Raw genomic sequence first — 15437 nt, 5'->3', positions numbered from 1 at the left:
GAAGCGCGGCCTGCGCCGGACCTGCCAGTGCGCGATTCCCCGCTCAAACCGTCCGCCAGCCGCCGCGCATGCGCGCCGCCAGCCGTTCGCCAACCCGGGCGAACCAGTTCAACGCGCGTTCGTCGCAGCGCGTCGGCACGGAAAACATCACCTTCGCCTGCGCGCTGTCCTCGGCGCTCAGCCAAAGCCGCTCGCCGCGCCGAAGCCGTAGCGTGTGGCCGGGTTGCAGCCAATAGTCTTCCGTGTCGTCGCTGCGTGTCACCCAGACCGCGCCGCCTTGCACGACGAGCCTGGTGCTGCGCGCCACCTTCATCGGAACCGTTTCGCCACGGCGGATTTCAAACGCAATGCTAGAGGAAATTTCTCGCATGATGCCCTCGCCAAAAATCGTTTCATGGCTACAATCGTAGGCGTAGCAAGGGTTGACGCAAAACGATCTATTTTCACCTCTATGTGAGAAAAATTTCGATGGATCTCCGGCAATTACCCGCGCTGAACGCAGTCAAGGCATTCGAGGCCGCCGCCCGCCACGAGAGCTTCTCGCGCGCCGCCGACGAACTGTTCGTCACCCACGGCGCAGTCAGCCATCAGATTCGTGCGCTCGAGGCCGAACTGGGCGTCTCACTGTTCGCCCGCGACGGCAAACGCGTGCGGCTCACTGAAACCGGCCGGCGCTACGCCGCACAGGTGCGCTCGGCGCTCATGGCGCTCGCCGACGCCACCCGCGAAATCCGCGCGGGCGACCGTGAGCGGCGGCTGGTCGTGTCGATGCTGACTTCGTTCGCGGCGCGCTGGGTGACGCCGCGCATCGGCAGCTTTATTGAAGCGCATCCGCAGTGGGATCTCGAACTGCTGTCCACCAACGCGCTAACCGACTTCGCGCGCGACGACGTCGACGTGGCGATCCGTTTCGGCTTCGGCAAATATTCGGGGCTGCATTCGGAGCTTCTGCTGGAGGAGATTTTCTTTCCGGCGTGCGCGCCGACCTTCAACGGCGGCAAGCTGCCGCAAACGCCGACCGATCTGGCCAAGGTGCCGCTGCTGCGCTCCGACGACGAATTGTGGCGTCCGTGGTTCGACGCCGCCGGCCTCACCGACTGGCCGGAGCCGAAACGCGGCGTGCTGTATCAGGATTCGTCGAATCTTTTGCAAGCGGCCATCGACGGCCAGGGGGTCGCGCTCACGCGCCGTTCGCTGGCGATGCACGAGATCGCCGCCGGGCGCCTCGTGCGGCTATTCGATGTGGATGGGCCGAGCCCGTGGCAGTACTACTTCATCTGCCCGCCGCAGATGCTCGAAACCGCGCGGGTCAAGGCGTTCCGCGACTGGGTATTCGACGAGGTGGGCCGCTTCAAACAGCTTTTCGAGCGGGCCTGCGAGGCGCGGCCCGCGGCAGGCACCGAGCAGACGGCGAACGCCTTGCGCGCCGCGCCGTGACGCTCGCGCGCGTTAAAGCACCACCTTCACCATCGGGTGACCGGTAAGCGCGCGGTAGATATTGTCGAGCTGTTCGCGGCTGGTGGCGCGAACCGTCACCGTCAGGCCGGTGTAATTGCCGCTGCTGGACGGCCGCGTCTCGACGTTTGCGGCGTCGACTTCGCTATCGAACTGCCGAACCACCGTGACGATCGTCTCGGTGAATTCGGGGTGCGACTTGCCCATGATCTTGATCGGGAAATCGCACGGAAACTCAAGCAATGATTCGTTCACGGAACTCATTTTCCACTCCTTGCCGCGCCTCTCGCGCCTGCTTTGCCTTGGCGCGCTGATACGCCGCGTACAGCGCCGCAAACACCGCGCCCGGCTTACCGTCGCCAACCGGCTGACCGTCCAGTTGCGTGACCGGCAGCACTTCCTTGGTGGCCGAGCTGACGATGATCTCATCGGCCGCGCGCAATTCGGCTTCGGCGATCTCGCGCGCCTCGAAGCGGATGCCGCACTCGCTCGCCAGTTCTTCGATCAGCCCGTAGCGAATCCCTTCGAGAATCTTGTGGCTGCGCGGCGGCGCGGACAACACACCGTCTTTCACCATCCACACGTTCGACGACGAACCCTCGGTCAGCATGCCGTCGCGAAACTGGATCGTCTCGAACGCGTCGTTTTCCGCCGCGTATTGCGCCATCAGCACATTGCCGAGCAGCGACACCGACTTGATGTCGCAATTGAGCCAGCGACGGTCCTCGGCGCTCACGCAGCGCACGCCTTGCGCGCGCTGCGCGGCGCCGGGCAGATTGAGCGGCGTGACCATCACGAACACGGTCGGCTGAATGCCGGCCGGAAACGCGTGAGCGCGCTTCGCGACACCGCGCGTGACCTGGATGTAGGCGATCGCGTCCTGCTCGGGGCTGAGGCCGGCGTCCGCTTCGTTCGCCGCGACCACGCGCTCGATCAACTCGCGCCAGCCGGCGTCGCCAAACGGATTGACGATGCCGATCTTGTCGACCGACCGGGCGAGGCGCGCGAGATGTTGCGTGAAACGGAACGCCGTGCGGCCGCCGGCATGCGCATACAGCGGCGCGACTTCATAAATGCCGTCGCCGAAAATAAAGCCGCGGTCGAGAACCGGCACGCGCGCTTCGGACAACGGCACCAGTTCGCCGTTCAGATAAACGATCGGGTCGAACGAAACATCGGAAAGGGCGGTCATCGCGATTGGGCGCTTATTTTTTCTTGTTGAACATCAGCATCAGCGAATCCCACACGCGGCCCACCACGCCGGCTTGCGGCACGGCCTGCAACGCGACCACCGGGAATTGCGCCAGCACCTTGCCGTCGGCAACCAGCTTCGCCGTGCCGACCTGCTGACCGCTGGCGATCGGCGCGATCAGCGGATCGATCTGCTCGATCTGCGGCTTCACCTTGTCGGCCATGCCCTTCGGCACGGTGATGTACTGATCGCTCTTCACGCCGATCTGCACGGTGTCCTGCGCGCCCTTGTAGACGCGCGGCGTGCCCACCACCTGCGCCGCCTTGTACAGACGCACCGTGTCGTACGCGGTGTAGCCGTAGTTCAGCATCTTCAGGCTGTCCTGCACGCGGTCGTGTTCCTTCGGCTCGCCCATCATCACCGTGACCAGACGGCGCGCCGCGCCGGGCGTACCCGGCAGCTCACGCTTCGCGCTCGCGATCAGGCAGTAGCCGGCAGCTTGCGTGTGGCCGGTCTTCAGACCGTCGACCGTCGGGTCGATCCACAGCAGACGGTTGCGGTTCGGCTGCTTGATCTTGTTGTACGTGAAGTCCTTGACCGAGAAGATGTTGTAGTAGTCGGGAAAGTCACGAATCAGACGCGCCGACAGCACCGCGAGGTCGCCCGCGGTGGTGTAGTGCTGCGGATCGGGCATGCCGTTCACGTCGGCGAAATGGGTGTTCTTCATGCCGAGGCGCTGCGCCTCGGTGTTCATCATGTTGACGAACTGCGACTCGCTGCCGCCGACCAGTTCGGCCAGCGCGATCGCCGCGTCGTTACCCGACTGGACGATCATGCCGTACACCAGGTCGTGCACGGTGACCGGCTTATTCGATTCGATGAACATGCGCGATTCGTCGGTGCGAACGCGGCGCACCGCTTCGCCCGGCATCACCGTTTGCTCCATCGTGATCTTCTTCGTCTGCAATGCCTCGAAGACGAGATACGCGGTCATCAGCTTGGTGAGCGACGCCGGCTCCACGCGCTCGTCGGGATTGCCGGATGCGAGCACCTGGTTGCTGGTCGCGTCGACGAGCACCCACGAACGCGCGTTCACCGCCGGCGGCGGCACTTGCGCGAACGCGGTGCTGGCAACGAGGGTTGCCGGCAACACGATGCCGAGGGTGACGGCACGGCCAAGCGTATTAGGAACGAAGGAAACAGCGGATGGAAATGACGTGCGGCCGAAAGTTGAGAAACGCATAGGGTCGATTCGTGCGGAAAAGTACATCGTGCGCAGGGCGCATTGTTGGAAGAGCCGGTCGGCGAGCGTCTGGCCGTAAAACGGCGCGGCGCCCATTGGACTTCCGGCCACGCGGTCGGTTCGCGCAGCACGCCCGCATCCGGCACCGCTGCGCGCGAGAAGAAGCCACGCGTCGCGCGAACTGCCGGGTGGGCGGCGCTGCGCCCAAAAAAGAGCGCCCATTATACGCGCGCTATCTCGCCAACCATGCGCGGGGCGCGGCGATTAATTGCCGTTTGTGCGTACCTGTACCCCGGAAAACGCGCGCCGCCCGCCCTTCAGCGCCACGCGTCGACGATGATCCGCTTGAGAATGTGCAGCTTGCGATGCAGAAAGTGCTCGGCGCCCGGAATCACGATCACCGGCAATTCCTGCGGCCGGGCCCAGTCGTAAACGGATTGAATGGGAACGGTGTCGTCGGTTTCGCCGTGAATCAGCAGCGTGTTGTCCGGCACCGGCGCGACTTCCCAGCGGCTCGCCGCCGTGCCGACGAACACCATGCGCTCGATTGCCTGGCCTTCCTCGCGCAGCTTCGCGGCGACGTGCGACAGCACGAACGTGCCGAACGAAAAACCCGCGAGTACGAGCGGCAGATCGCCCTGCCCGGCTTCAGCGCGCATGTGATCGATCACGGCGCGCAGATCGTCGCGCTCGCCGATGCCCGCGTCATGCTCGCCTTGCGTTTGCCCGACGCCGCGAAAATTCGCGCGATACGTCACGTAGTTCAACTGCACGAGCGTGCGCGCCAGCGTCTGGGCGACCTTGTTGTCCATCGTGCCGCCGAACAGCGGATGCGGATGCGCGACCAGCGCGATGCCGCGCGGCGCGGCGCCGTTTTCACGGGTTCCGTCGGGCAGATCGCGCGCGACCTCGATCTTGCCGACCGGGCCGTCGATCAGATACTTCTTCGTGTGTACGTTCATGGGGACGCTTATTGATCGATTTTCAGGCGCTCGACAATCTTGCCGTTCACGAGATGCGAATCGACGATTTCGTCGATGTCGCTCTCGTCGATATACGTGTACCAGACGCCCTCCGGGTACACGACGAGCGTCGGGCCGAGCTCACAGCGGTCGAGACAGCCGGCCTTGTTGATTCGCACCTGGCCGGGGCCGGCGAGGCCGAGTTGCTTCACGCGTTTTTTCGCGTACTCCTGCATCGCCTGGGCGTTGCAGTTCGCGCAGCTTGGGCGATCGGCGCCGGGTTCGCGCTGATTGAGGCAGAAGAAAACGTGGTACTTGTAGAAGGAATCCATGTGTGCGGTGGCGAGGCTGTAAGAGTGGAGAGGGCGCTGGATGCGCCACGGCGCGCCTGTCGGTGATGCGGACGATTATAGCGAGCGGGGCTCGCGATCGCTGGGCGGCGGGCCGTGCTTCGGCGGGTCCGCGCCACGTGTGGAGGTGGCGGCCGCACCGGGCTCCTTCACGCGCCCTGGCAGCCGGCGCCCCACGCGCCGTCAAACGTGCGTCACGCGCCGCTTGAGCCACGCCTGCTCGACGACGAACGCGAGCCACACCAGCGCCGCGTACGGCCAGATCCACGCGAGCCAGTGCGCGAGACCGTTGAAATGCAGATACCGCCCCTGCCGCCAGTCCGCCAGCACCACGTCGAAATACGGATTCACCGGCAGCAGATTGACGAACACCAGCGCGACCGTCAGCGCGCAGGCCGCGAGCGCCGCGCGCGAGCGGCGCCGCAAGCGCAGCGCCAGCAGCGCCGCGAGAGTGCCGCACGCAAGCCCGGCGAGCGCGCCGGAGGTCGCCCAGTCGAATGTCAGACCCGACTGCGACTGTAGAAACGTCGCGCCCACCTTGACACCCAAGGTCATGACGATGAACGCGATCAACAGTCGCACGCGCGGCGCATGACGGCGCACCGCCAGCGACGCCAGCGCGAGCGCGGCAAACAGATTGAGGGTGGTGATCGCCGCTTCCCACAGGTCGACGGGCAGCCACGCGGCGACCCGTGCCGGCCATGCGCCGACGTGCCAGCGCAGCGGCGTCCATGCGAGCAGCGCATCCTGTGTCGTCGAATCGAAGCGCAGCCACAACGCGCGCGGCCAGTTGCCGAGACCGAACAGGCGGGGCGCCGGGTACATCGTCGCGAAAGGCCACGAGAAGATGAGGCACGCGAGCGCCGCACGGTCGCGTTCGAACCACAGGAGCCGCAAGCGCCGCAACAAGCCGCGATCGAGCAGCGCGCCGGTGGCGGGCGACATGATCGCCGCGCCGAGCAGCGCGCCGAGCGCATTGGCGGCCAGATCGACGTTGGAAGCGACGCGCGTGGGCAGATAGGTTTGGACCGCCTCCATGGTCCCCGACAGCAGTCCGCCCAGCACGAAGGCCAACGCGACCGCCAGCGGGCCGCGCCAGCGCGGATAGACCGCGAGCACCACGAGCGCGCCGAACGGCATGTAGCCGAGCACGTTGGTGATCACGTCGAAGGCCGTGAGGTACTGCGGCAAGGGATCGGACAGAAAGGCGAACGGTGCGAGGCCGAGCGAGCGCCAACCGTAAAACGGATACCACGAACCGTAGACGATCAGCGCGGCATACAGCACCAGCGCCTGCCGGGAGAGCGCCGACGGGCGCCGCTGCCAGGGCTTTTCGCTCATGCAGCGCTCCGTTGCGTGCGCCGCCGGGAGGTCATTGCGCGGCGACCAGCGCCTGCACGCCGAGCCACGCGCCGATTTGCGCGACCAGATCGTCGCTGGCCGTGGCGAGCGCCTGCGCGCCGCCGGCGGCGTCCGACGAACTGGCCGGCGCACGCGAGACGAACGTGCGCTGGCCGATCACCTTGCCGTTCTGCGTCAGCGTGGCGCGCGCGGTGACGGCCGCGTGGCTCTGGGAACTGCTGTCGAAAACCTGCTCGAACTCGCTCAGATCGACCTTCAGCACCGGTGCGCGCACGCCGTCCGCGCCCGTCAATACGGTGCCGTTCGAACTGAGCGCGTTGCGCAGACGCTGGGTCAGCAACTGCGCGGGCGGCATCGTCCAGTGGCTGTTCGCGTAGGCGGCGGTTTGCTGCGCGTCGGCGTAGCTGAGCCGGTAGATCAGCTTGTCGGATTCGAGCATGCCCGGCGCGCTGACGTCGAGTATCTTCACAGCCGGCAACTGGCCCGCCGAAGCGGCCTGATTCGGCGGGCCGAAATCGTAGCGGATGTCCGAGATTGCCGCAGGATTACCCGCGCAACCCGCAGCCAGCACGCCGAACGCGAGCAGCGCCGCCAGCGCGGCGCGCGTGGACCATCCCGAGGACAACAATCGGTGAATCGAGCGTGACATAACCATCTTCCTTCTTCAAAACCTTCAAATCATTTATCGGCGCGGGCGGCGGGCCACTTGAAACCGGCCTCGCCAGGTCCGGGCGCCGCGCCCGGCGCGCCGAACAGCACGCTGCGCGGATTGCTGCTCAACGTATCGGCCGCGCGGTCCACCGAACGGGCCGCCGAGCGCACGTCCTCGGCGAGCGAATTGACGCGCGGCAAGGTGTCGTAGCCGACCCGCGCCGACAACTCCTGCAGCGAGCCGTTCATCGACGTCAACGCGTCGCCCGCCTGCTGCGCCGCCGCGCCGACCTTGTTGAGGTTGGTCTCGAACGGACCGTCCGGGCGGTTCAGACTGGTGATCAACTGATTGGTCGACGCGAGCGTGCGATCCAGTTGGTCGATCGTGGCGGGCAGCTTGCCGGCGACCGGCGCCGCCTGCTGGGTCAGCGTGGCCACACCGTCGGCGGCCTTCTGGATGCTGGCCGCTGTGCCTTGCAGTTGAGCGGCCATTTCCGGCGACAGCAGATTATCGACGTCGTCCGCGACTTTTTCGAGTTTGCGCAGCAGCACGTCGCCGCGTTGCTGCAATTGATCGAGCAAGCCCGGACGCATCGGCAACTGCGCGACCTGCTTGGGCGACGACGGCAGCGGCGACGGATCGCGCCCGCTGTCGTCCAACTGGATGAAGGCAATGCCCGTCACCCCCTGGAAACCGAGGCTGCCGAAAGTCGAATGGGTGATCGGCGCGTGCGTGTCGACGAGGATGCGGATCAGAATCTGCCCCGGATGAGCCCGGTCGAATTTGATCGACTGCACCTTGCCGACGTCGAGCCCGCGATAGCGCACCGCCGCGTCGGTATAAAGACCCGTCACGTTGGTGCGCGCGATCAGATCGTACGGCACCCGCACGGAACGGTCGACGTTGAACAAAAAAGCCGCCACCGCGATCGCAACCAGCAGGACGATCGTGAAGAGCCCCGCCCAGAAGGCGTGTGATTTGTTTTCCATTGTCAGGTTCCCTGGTTCACAGCGGCAATTCGGACGACGCCGGTTCGAGCGCCGCGCGCGGCAGTTTCGCGCGGCGCTCCGGCGGCAGCGCCTGCAACGCGCGGCGCCCGCGCAGGCCGAGGAAATATTCGCGGATGAAAGGATGATCGACGCCCGCCGCCTCCTCGACCGGCGCGGCGACCAGCACCTTGCGATCGGCCAGCACCGCGACGCGGGTGGACAGCGCGACCATCGTGTCGAGATCGTGCGTGACCATCACCACGGTCAAGCCCAGCGCGCGATGCAGCGCCGAGATGAGTTCGACGAATTCATCGGACGCCTGCGGATCGAGCCCGGCGGTCGGTTCGTCGAGAAACAGCAGTTCGGGTTCGAGCGCGATCGCGCGCGCAATGCCTACACGCTTGATCATTCCGCCCGACAGCGCCGACGGCATCTTCGATGCGTGCTTGCACGGCAGACCGACCATCTCCAGCTTGAGCATCACGATGTCGCGCAACAGGTCCTCGGGCACCTGGCCGAGTTCGCGCACCGGCTGCGCGATGTTGTCGAACACCGAGAGCGACGAGAACAGCGCGCCGCGCTGAAACAGCATGCCGGAGCGGCTGCGCATCAGCAGCGCGGTTTCCGGCGAGATGGTCGCGAGGTCCTCGCCGAACAGCTTGATGGTGCCCGACGACGGCCGCTCCAAACCGAGAATCTGCCGCACCAGCGTGGTTTTGCCGGAGCCCGAGCCGCCGACGATCGATACGATCTCGCCGCGCCGCACGTCCAGATTCAGGTGCTGATGCACGATGTTGCGGCCGTAGCGCTTGGTCACGTCGATTACCTCGATCACCGGCTCGGCGATCGAGGGCATCGGCTGGCCGCGCACGGCTTGGGTAAGTGGCGCGATCATCCGAGCCCCACGTTCTGGAAGAGGATCGCGAACACCGCGTCCGCGAGAATCACGATGGTGATCGAGGTCACCACCGAAGTCGTCGTGCCTTCGCCGAGACTCTGCGAATTGGCCTTGATGCGGAAACCGAAATGGCAGCCGACGAGCGCGATCAGCATGCCGAACGCGACGCCCTTGCCGAGGCCGATCCACAGATTCGCGACCGGCACCACGCCCGGCAACGCGCGCGCGAAGTAGCTCATGTCGATGCCGAGCACGATCTTGGCGGCCAGCGCGCCGCCGGCGAGCGCGATGATGTTGGTCCACATCACGAGCAGCGGCATCGCCACGCCGAGCGCGATCACGCGCGGCAGGATCAGCCGCAGCCCGTGCGGAATGCCCATCACGCGCATCGCGTCGAGTTCCTCGGTCACGCGCATCACGCCGATTTGCGCGGTGATCGCCGAGCCCGAACGGCCCGCCACCAGGATCGCCGACAACACCGGCCCCAGTTCGCGGATCACCGAGAGCCCGAGAATATTCACGATGTACTGGTTCGCGCCGAAGAGCCGCAGTTGCTGCGCGGACAGATAGCTGAGCACGATGCCGATCAGGAACGCCACCAGCGCGGTGATCGGCAGCGCCCGGGTGCCGGCGTTGTAGATGTTCGCGGAGATCTCGGTCCACGGCGTGATTTTCGGCTTGCGCACGATCGCCAGCAGATCGAGCACGACGCGCCCGAGCATGCCGACGCCGCCATATAGATGCTCGAAGAACGAGAAGATCGCGAGGCCGAGCCGCGTGAACGGATCGAACTTGACGACCGGCTCGGCCGTTTCGCGCGCCGTGTCGAGCAGCGCGATGCGCTCGAAAATATCGCGCTGCGTATCGGTGAGCTCGGTGTCCGGCGGCATCCGGTGGCCCCACACGCGCCATAGCGCCTGGCCGCCCACGTGGTCCATCCGGTCGATGCCCGAGAGGTCCCACTGGCGGATGCCCGTGGCGCCTATCAGCGAGCGCAACTGGGGAATCACGTGTCCGGTCGCGCGGTCGCGCGCGAGCGCGAGCGCCGTCCACTGGCCCGAGAGCCGGACGATCTTGCCCTGGCTGCCGGCCGCGACTTCAAGGCCGGGCGGAGTGTCGTAGTTCAAGGATCGCAGGAATCTGGTTATCGGATTAAGCGGCCATTGTAGCGAAGGCGCGGCGGATAGATCGTGCCGGCGGCCGGCCCGGTTGGCTGTCGCTACAATACCGGACATGAACGCTGACAAGACCTCATCCCGGGCCGCCGCGGCCGCCGACTGGCGTATCGATCGCGAGCGCGCCGTCGCGCTGTTCGGCCCGCACGCGCATGACTGGCCGATCGAAATCGTCGAGGAAACCGGCTCGACCAACGCCGACCTCATGACCCGCGTCAAGGCGTTGCCGCGCAAGGCCGGTGCGCTGCCGCGTCCGATCGTGCGGGTCGCGTATCTGCAAACGGCCGGGCGCGGGCGCCGCGGCCGTCCCTGGTATGCGGAGCCCGGCAATGCGCTGCTGTTTTCGGTGGCGTGCGTGCTGCCGCGCCCTCTCGAAGGATTGGCGGGGCTAAGTCTCGCTGTCGGCGTGGCGCTGGTCGACGGGCTGCGTTCGCTGCCGGTCGCGGGTCCCGGCCAGATCGCGCTGAAGTGGCCGAACGACGTGCTGCTCGAAGGCGACAAACTGGCCGGCATCCTCATCGAAACCGCGTGGAGCACCGACGAGGCCAGCGCCGTCGTGATCGGCATCGGCACCAACGTGAAGGGCGCGGACGAACTGGCGGCCAAGGTCGGGGCACTGAACGCCGGCACGCCGCCGCAGGCGCGCGGCACCGCGCCGACGGCACTGCAACGCGCGCTGCCCAACGCGAATCTCACCGACACGCTCGCCGCCGAACTGAACGCGCTCGAACCCGCGCTGCAGCGCTTCGGCGCCGACGGCTTCGCGGCGTTCCAGGCGCGCTGGAACGCCGTGCATGCGTACGCGGGGCGCGAAGTCGTGTTGCTGGAGCAAGGCGAGGAACTGGCGCGCGGCGTGGCGGCGGGCGTCGACGAGCGGGGTCAATTGCTGCTCGACACGGCTGCGGGCCGCCAGGCCATCGCCACCGGCGACGTCTCGCTGCGTCTCGCCAACGGTGCCGCATGACGAACGGTGCGCCTTATCTGCTGATCGATGCGGGCAATAGCCGCATCAAGTGGGCGTTGGTGCGGGCGGACGGCGCGCGGATCGCGTCGGGGGCGCTGGCGCACGACGGCGCCGAAGACGCTCTTCAGTGGTCGAACTTGCCGACGCCCGGCAGCGCATGGTTATCGAACGTCGCGGGCGATGGCGTCGCGGCGCGGATCACAGCGCTGCTTGCCACTCGCTGGCCGCAATTGCCGCTCACGACGATTCGCGCCTGCGCGCGGCAATGCGGCGTGACCAACAGCTACACCACGCCGCACGCGCTCGGCAGCGACCGTTGGGCCGGCATGATCGGCGCGCACGCGGCGTTTCCCGGCGAACCTCTGCTGATCGCGACGTTCGGCACGGCGACCACGCTGGAGGCGTTGCGGGCGGACGGCTGTTTTGTCGGCGGCCTGATCGCGCCGGGTTGGACCTTGATGATGCGCTCACTGGGCGAGCACACCGCGCAACTGCCGACGCTCGACGCCGACGCGGCGCGCGGCCTGCTCGACGCCGGCGGCACGCTCCGGGCGGCGCACCGCGGCCCGTTCTTCGCGACGGACACGCCGCGTTCGCTGTCGGCCGGTTGCACGCTGGCGCAAGCCGGCTTGATCGAGCGGATGTGGCGCGACTTGCAGGAAGAATGGCAGGTGCCGGTGCGTCTGGTAGTGAGCGGCGGCGCCGCCGATGAAGTGACAAGCGCGCTCAAAGTGCCGCATACTCGCCACGATTCGCTCGTGCTGTCCGGTCTTGCGCTGATTGCCGCCGAACGCGCGATGCAACGCGGCGCCTGAGTTCCGCCCATCAAGATAACGGCGGCCCGATTTTCGGAGTGAGAGAACAACAATGCTGCGCTGGCTGATCGCCATACTCTTTCTTGCCAACCTGCTGGCATTCGTCGCGGTGCGCGGCGTATTCGGGCCCCCGCCCACAGCCGGAGGACGCGAGCCTAACCATTTGAACCGGCAAGTCCATCCGGAGTGGTTGCGCGTTCAACCCATCACGCCGGCTCAGGCCGCCGACCAGCCGGTAGTCGGCGGCCCGGCGCCGGCCGCGCCGATCGCGGCATCGGCCTTGCCTCAGTAAGCAGACGCACGAAGGGGCGCAGACAGCGCGTAAGCACATGAGACTTGCGCGGCGCGCGAGCGAGCGCGTCGTTCAGCCTTGCGTGCGAACCTTCTTCAGCAGCGCGCTGGTCGAGCGGTCATGCTCGAACGGGATCGCCAACGCCTTCCCGCCCCATCCGCGCACGATGGCCGACTCGGGCAACGCATCCATGTCGTAGTCACCGCCCTTGACGAGCACATCCGGCCGCAGTGCCGAAATCAACTCGACAGGCGTCTTTTCGCCGAAGCACACCACGTAATCGACGCTCTCCAGAGCCGCCAGCAGAGCCATCCGATCAGCCTCGTTATTGATAGGCCGATCGTCGCCCTTGCCTAGCATGCGGACCGAGGCGTCGCTATTCACGCCGACGATCAGACAGGCGCCCAACGCTTTCGCGTCCGCCAGGTACGTGACATGCCCGCGATGCAGGATATCGAATACCCCATTGGTAAATACCACCGGCGCGCTCAACGAGGGACGGAGCTCGACCAGCGCATCGCGCGTGAGAATCTTGCGTTCGAAAGTAGCAGCCATGACGGAGTCGGAAAGAAACGGGAAAGTGCCGCCACGATACACGTTGGGCGGCACGAAGCAAAACGGTCCGGCAAGCTCACGCCTGCCGGACCGTTCTTTGAAACCGTAAGACCTGTTCGTGGCGCGAGCGCCGCCGGAGTCGACTCATACCGGCAAACTCAAGCCAGCGAATTCACAGCCATCAAGCCGGCTGCCCAGCCGATTTCTGGTCGGCCTGCAAGCGCGCAACCACTTCCTTGCGGTAGCGATTCAATTCCTGCGCCGTATTGAACGTGCGCTCGAACAGGATCGACAGATTATGCAGGATCCGTTCGACCACCTTCTTTTCCCAGCCGTCGTCGAAACGGATTTGCTCGTCGAGCCAGCGTTCGAGCCATTCCGGATCCGGCAGACGCGACTGAATCGTGTCGCGCGGGAACAGCGCCTGGTTCACGTGCAGATTGGTGGGGTGCAGCGGCTTTTCGGTGCGGCGCGCCGACGCCATCAACACGCCGATCTTGGCGAAGGCCGCGCGCGCGATGTCGCCGGTCTGCGCCATTGCTTTCTTCATGTAGCGCAGATAAGCGCCGCCATGACGCGCTTCGTCGCGCGAAATGGTTTCGTAGATATGCTTGATGACCGGCTCGGTGTGCCACTCTGCCGCACGGCGATACCAGTGATTCAGGCGGATTTCGCCGCAGAAGTGCAGCATCAGCGTTTCGAGCGGCGGCGCCGGATCGAATTCGAAACGCACGGCGTGCAGTTCTTCTTCCGTCGGACACATTTCCGGTTTGAAGCGGCGCAGATACTCCATCAGCACCAGCGAATGCTTTTGCTCCTCGAAGAACCACACGCTCATGAACGCGGAGAAATCGCTGTCGTGGTGGTTGTCACGAAGAAACATTTCCGTGGCGGGCAACGCCGACCATTCGGTGATCGCGTTCATCTTGATCGTCGCGGCCTGCTCGTCGGTCAAGAGCGATGCATCGAACTTGTCCCAGGGAATGTCTTTCTCCATGTCCCATCGAACGGATTCGAGCGATTTATAAAGTTCCGGATAAAGCATGGTGTTCATAGTCCCACCCCTGTTCTGCGCATACTGTCTGTGTCTGTCACTACTACATGTAGCACTTTTGCTGACGACGAACGAACGCACCGTTCGCCGGCCAAGCATTCAATTTTACGCGGTAATCGGCTGCCTGGATGCGCCGGGCAGCAAGAAGTCCGGGCGTTTGCGCGGGCGCCTGATCTTGATGACGCGCTGCGCGGCCAACCGTGGGTGAGGGATACCCTGTGCCTGAGGTCGAGCCAGTTTTGCGATGAAGCCGCGCCGTCCAGCCCTGCGCCGGTGGTGCCGGCGGCGAATGGAGCAAGGGCGGCTGGATTGGTTGTTTTCAGCGCACGCCCAAAAGCCAGATAAAGCTTACACAATCATAGCACGCTGACTTTACGGGACCCTCGCGGTAGCGGCCGCAAGTGCGGTGCCCGATTGACCTGCCTCAATGAACCATGCGATCCAGCGAGTGTGGTGGACGATCTGGGGCAAAACCATGACAGGCGGTGAATTCGAGTTCTCGATTGAATGGGCACCGCCCGTTCGTGCGTCTTTTGCGCGCTTTGCGTCGTCTATGTCGATGCCGCGCCAGTCGCGCCCCGTTTCATTGCCGCCGTCAAACGGACTTTTTCGCGACTCGCGGGCTCACGCTCGCGCTGCCCGTGCGCTTCGTGGATGTCGATGCCCGCTTCGCCGCCGGTCGCCTGGGCGCGGCTTGCGGCACCGACTCGGGCTCCTCGCGCGCGTCAGACGGCTGCGCGCCTCCCGACGCCGGCGCTTTCGCCTCCTCTTCCGGGGACTCCGTCGGCGAACTGCCTGTTGCGGCGCCCGCCGCGGGCTGTGTCATCGCGAATTGGGCGATCTGATTGAACTGGGATTGCAGCAGGTTCCACCACGCGGAGGCGTCGAAGGGAGTGGTCGCGGGGGCCTCGTCCTGATCGCCCGCCGATTCGGCCGCGCCCGGAGACGATGCCCCCGATGGCCCGGCACTGCTAGAGGCTGGACGCGGCGCGTCGGAATGCGGCCAGCCGGTCGCCGGTGACGGGCTCGGCGCGGCGGATGCAGCCGGCTGTTCCATCGACGCCTGCGCGAACGCGCCGAACGCGCGCAACGTGGCGAGCGTCGCGCGCTGCACTTCGAGCGCCTGAATGGCGGACTGCAACATGCTCAGATTGAGCTTGAGCCATTGCTCGACGGCGCGCATGTCGGTAATGCGCTTGTCGAGTTCCTCGACGCTGGTGAGCGGCGCCATCATGTCGGACATCATCGAGAGCGACGGCCCGAGGCCGGCGCCGGGTTGCGCGCCGGAAAAAGCCGAGCCGAACGGAGAGAGCCGCATCATGCCCCACATCTGGTCGAGCATTTCAGCGGGCGGAAAGCCAGGGAAGCCGGGAAAGGGCGGCGTGGAGCCAGGTGTATCGGTCATGCTTGTCGCCTCGCTGCTTGAAGGGAAGGAAATAGCGCCGTCCCGCGCGCGTCTGATTCGATGATACCGTGCGA

Annotated in this window: 18 protein-coding genes; 4 read left to right on the top strand and 14 right to left on the bottom strand. The window is 65.8% G+C overall.

The window, feature by feature from the left end:
* Window positions 1–43: 43 nt before the first annotated feature.
* Window positions 44–370 carry a DUF2917 domain-containing protein gene (locus CUJ90_RS01365; RefSeq protein WP_083084769.1) on the bottom strand — a complete coding sequence of 109 codons (327 nt, stop codon included), beginning with the start codon at window positions 368–370 and terminating at the stop codon, window positions 44–46.
* 98 nt (window positions 371–468) lie between these two features.
* Between CUJ90_RS01365 and CUJ90_RS01360 the strand changes: the two genes are divergently transcribed.
* Window positions 469–1437: a transcriptional regulator GcvA gene (locus CUJ90_RS01360; RefSeq protein WP_073429338.1), complete on the top strand. Its 969-nt coding sequence runs from the start codon at window positions 469–471 to the stop codon at window positions 1435–1437.
* 12 nt (window positions 1438–1449) lie between these two features.
* Here the strand turns inward: CUJ90_RS01360 and CUJ90_RS01355 are convergent, their stop codons facing one another.
* From CUJ90_RS01355 to CUJ90_RS01310, 10 genes are all read right to left on the bottom strand, one after another.
* Window positions 1450–1719: a DUF493 family protein gene (locus tag CUJ90_RS01355; RefSeq protein ID WP_073429337.1), complete on the bottom strand. Its 270-nt coding sequence runs from the start codon at window positions 1717–1719 to the stop codon at window positions 1450–1452.
* Window positions 1691–2647, bottom strand: coding sequence for a D-amino acid aminotransferase (locus CUJ90_RS01350; protein ID WP_114161804.1), 957 nt, complete (start codon window positions 2645–2647; stop codon window positions 1691–1693). The genes CUJ90_RS01355 and CUJ90_RS01350 overlap by 29 nt, the downstream gene beginning before the upstream one ends.
* Before the next feature lie 13 nt (window positions 2648–2660).
* Entirely contained in the window at window positions 2661–3890 is a 1230-nt protein-coding gene (locus CUJ90_RS01345; RefSeq protein ID WP_073429447.1) for a D-alanyl-D-alanine carboxypeptidase family protein, read from the bottom strand.
* A gap of 317 nt (window positions 3891–4207) precedes the next feature.
* Window positions 4208–4852 carry an alpha/beta hydrolase gene (locus CUJ90_RS01340; RefSeq protein WP_114161803.1) on the bottom strand — a complete coding sequence of 215 codons (645 nt, stop codon included), beginning with the start codon at window positions 4850–4852 and terminating at the stop codon, window positions 4208–4210.
* A gap of 8 nt (window positions 4853–4860) precedes the next feature.
* Window positions 4861–5184 (bottom strand): (2Fe-2S) ferredoxin domain-containing protein, encoded by a 324-nt coding sequence (locus tag CUJ90_RS01335; protein WP_073429334.1) that lies wholly within the window; start codon window positions 5182–5184, stop codon window positions 4861–4863.
* Window positions 5185–5385: 201 nt separating this feature from the next.
* Complete coding sequence (locus tag CUJ90_RS01330) at window positions 5386–6543, bottom strand: VanZ family protein (RefSeq protein ID WP_114161802.1); 1158 nt, start codon at window positions 6541–6543, stop codon at window positions 5386–5388.
* Between the two features lie 31 nt (window positions 6544–6574).
* Window positions 6575–7213 carry an ABC-type transport auxiliary lipoprotein family protein gene (locus tag CUJ90_RS01325; protein ID WP_073429332.1) on the bottom strand — a complete coding sequence of 213 codons (639 nt, stop codon included), beginning with the start codon at window positions 7211–7213 and terminating at the stop codon, window positions 6575–6577.
* A 29-nt stretch (window positions 7214–7242) separates the two neighbouring features.
* Window positions 7243–8205 carry an MlaD family protein gene (locus CUJ90_RS01320; protein ID WP_073429331.1) on the bottom strand — a complete coding sequence of 321 codons (963 nt, stop codon included), beginning with the start codon at window positions 8203–8205 and terminating at the stop codon, window positions 7243–7245.
* Window positions 8206–8221: 16 nt separating this feature from the next.
* Window positions 8222–9100 carry an ABC transporter ATP-binding protein gene (locus tag CUJ90_RS01315; RefSeq protein WP_073429330.1) on the bottom strand — a complete coding sequence of 293 codons (879 nt, stop codon included), beginning with the start codon at window positions 9098–9100 and terminating at the stop codon, window positions 8222–8224.
* Window positions 9097–10230 (bottom strand): MlaE family ABC transporter permease, encoded by a 1134-nt coding sequence (locus CUJ90_RS01310; RefSeq protein ID WP_073429329.1) that lies wholly within the window; start codon window positions 10228–10230, stop codon window positions 9097–9099. The genes CUJ90_RS01315 and CUJ90_RS01310 overlap by 4 nt, the downstream gene beginning before the upstream one ends.
* 106 nt (window positions 10231–10336) lie before the next feature.
* Here CUJ90_RS01310 and CUJ90_RS01305 point away from each other — a divergent pair, with 106 nt between their 5' ends.
* The 3 genes from CUJ90_RS01305 to CUJ90_RS01295 are packed head-to-tail and all read left to right on the top strand — an operon-like array spanning window position 10337 to window position 12349.
* A complete protein-coding gene (locus tag CUJ90_RS01305; RefSeq protein WP_114161801.1) occupies window positions 10337–11242 on the top strand; it encodes a biotin--[acetyl-CoA-carboxylase] ligase in 906 nt (301 codons plus the stop codon).
* Window positions 11239–12057: a type III pantothenate kinase gene (locus tag CUJ90_RS01300; protein WP_114161800.1), complete on the top strand. Its 819-nt coding sequence runs from the start codon at window positions 11239–11241 to the stop codon at window positions 12055–12057. Before CUJ90_RS01305 ends, CUJ90_RS01300 begins: the two co-directional genes overlap by 4 nt.
* A gap of 52 nt (window positions 12058–12109) precedes the next feature.
* Window positions 12110–12349 carry a hypothetical protein gene (locus CUJ90_RS01295; protein ID WP_073429326.1) on the top strand — a complete coding sequence of 80 codons (240 nt, stop codon included), beginning with the start codon at window positions 12110–12112 and terminating at the stop codon, window positions 12347–12349.
* A gap of 72 nt (window positions 12350–12421) precedes the next feature.
* Here the strand turns inward: CUJ90_RS01295 and rfaE2 are convergent, their stop codons facing one another.
* From rfaE2 to CUJ90_RS01280, 3 genes are all read right to left on the bottom strand, one after another.
* Window positions 12422–12904 carry a D-glycero-beta-D-manno-heptose 1-phosphate adenylyltransferase gene (gene rfaE2, locus CUJ90_RS01290; RefSeq protein ID WP_073429325.1) on the bottom strand — a complete coding sequence of 161 codons (483 nt, stop codon included), beginning with the start codon at window positions 12902–12904 and terminating at the stop codon, window positions 12422–12424.
* 181 nt (window positions 12905–13085) lie between these two features.
* On the bottom strand, window positions 13086–13958 hold the full coding sequence (locus CUJ90_RS01285) for a ferritin family protein (RefSeq protein WP_073429324.1): 873 nt from the start codon (window positions 13956–13958) through the stop codon (window positions 13086–13088).
* A gap of 595 nt (window positions 13959–14553) precedes the next feature.
* A complete protein-coding gene (locus CUJ90_RS01280; protein WP_114161799.1) occupies window positions 14554–15363 on the bottom strand; it encodes a PhaM family polyhydroxyalkanoate granule multifunctional regulatory protein in 810 nt (269 codons plus the stop codon).
* Window positions 15364–15437 lie beyond the last annotated feature (74 nt).

Origin of the sequence: Paraburkholderia terricola, assembly GCF_003330825.1 — a bacterium.
Classification (GTDB): domain Bacteria; phylum Pseudomonadota; class Gammaproteobacteria; order Burkholderiales; family Burkholderiaceae; genus Paraburkholderia; species Paraburkholderia terricola.
The sequence above is the reverse complement of the archived record's forward strand: the minus strand, read 5'-3'. Positions and strand labels throughout refer to the sequence as shown.